This is a genomic window from Rodentibacter sp. Ppn85 (genome assembly GCF_001999335.1).
Classification (GTDB): domain Bacteria; phylum Pseudomonadota; class Gammaproteobacteria; order Enterobacterales; family Pasteurellaceae; genus Rodentibacter.
The window spans coordinates 1-1,250 of record NZ_MLHS01000093.1 but is presented as its reverse complement, the minus strand read 5'-3'; the positions used below and the strand labels follow the sequence as shown (position 1 = coordinate 1,250).

At 39.4% G+C, this 1,250-nt stretch carries 1 protein-coding gene and 1 pseudogene; one reads left to right on the top strand and one right to left on the bottom strand.

What is annotated here, in order from left to right:
- Positions 1–196 (top strand): annotated as a pseudogene (locus tag BKL51_RS11450) (urease accessory protein UreD); the annotation flags it as partial.
- A 27-nt stretch (positions 197–223) separates the two neighbouring features.
- Here the strand turns inward: BKL51_RS11450 and cdd are convergent.
- Positions 224–1,102: a cytidine deaminase gene (cdd, locus tag BKL51_RS11445; protein WP_077466778.1), complete on the bottom strand. Its 879-nt coding sequence runs from the start codon at positions 1,100–1,102 to the stop codon at positions 224–226.
- Positions 1,103–1,250 lie beyond the last annotated feature (148 nt).

The following is a 1,250-nucleotide window of genomic DNA, read 5'->3' as shown; positions in this document are numbered from 1 at the left end:
AGGCAAAAGTGCGGTTGAATTGAAAGCTATTTTACAATCTGTTCACACACGAATTGCTGAAGAAGAAAACATGCTGGTTGGCGCCTCACTCTTAAACCAAGGAGGAATTATGCTTCGAGTACTAGGACACCGTGCCGAACAAATACAAATGCTTTTTCAAGAAATTGCTCAACGTTTTCAAACGGAAGACAAATAAGACGGGTAGATCGCTCTACCTATTTTGCTATACGCCCACATATTCCAATTCAGGTAAATTTAAGGCCCGTAAAAGCTGTTCAGCCATGCTTTTATAGCTCAAATTTACGGCCCGCTCAGCCATCACGATACGCTGAATATCCTCTAGTTTTTTATTATTGAGATAAGCAAAATTCAAGGCGGTTTGTAAAGCAGGCAAACTTGGATTAAACGCCGCATTTTCTGCATATTGCCCGCTAATCGCCTCACCATTTTTAAATAATATCGCAATACCGTGAGGGCTTTCGGAATAAGGGCAATGAGATTGATTCGCAGCTAAAATCGCTTGATTAATCAATTTATCGGCATAATTAGCAGCCAAATGATGATCTTCTTTTGCTAATAGATGTGTCGCGATATTTAAATCTTTCGGCCCAAAAGAATCCGGCAAATAATTCTGCAAAGGATTATTTAAACTATGGGGTAAATGAATATTTAAACGTTCCGCACCGTGCAGCTCATTCATAAATTGTCGGCAATGACCGCAGGGGGTATAGTTGACGACCATATCGGTAATCCTTGTTTCACCACGCAACCACGCATGACTAATGGCACTTTGTTCCGCATGAATAGTTTGCTGAATCGCCGTATCGGCAAACTCCTGATTCGCGCCAAAGTAAAAATCACCCTGTTCGCCTATTGCCACCGCACCAACATTAAAATGGGAAATTCCCGCATGGCTGTAACAAGCCGCAATGGGAAGCAAATGCATTGCCAACGCCAAAGGTTTATGATCAAAATCCCGACAAAGCTGTGCGACTTGTTGATGATTTAAAAAACCTGCCCACCGCCCTTCTTCAAGTTTTTTAACAATCGCTTGATTGAGAGCAATATCTAACGACAATACATTTTTAATTAATTCTTGCATATTCTCTCCTTAAAAATATTTTAAAATTTAACCGCACTTATTGTAGATCAAAATTACACTAATCAATCGCTTATTTACAAGATTTGTTAAAAAGATCGTCACCTAAGCACGATGAACATTTTGTTAATTAATCGTTAAGCCTTTCAAA

What these genes read in the sequence shown, in the direction of transcription:
- cdd (WP_077466778.1), bottom strand. Translation starts at nt 1,102, where the DNA reads ATGCAAGAATTAATTAAAAATGTATTGTCGTTAGATATTGCTCTCAAT.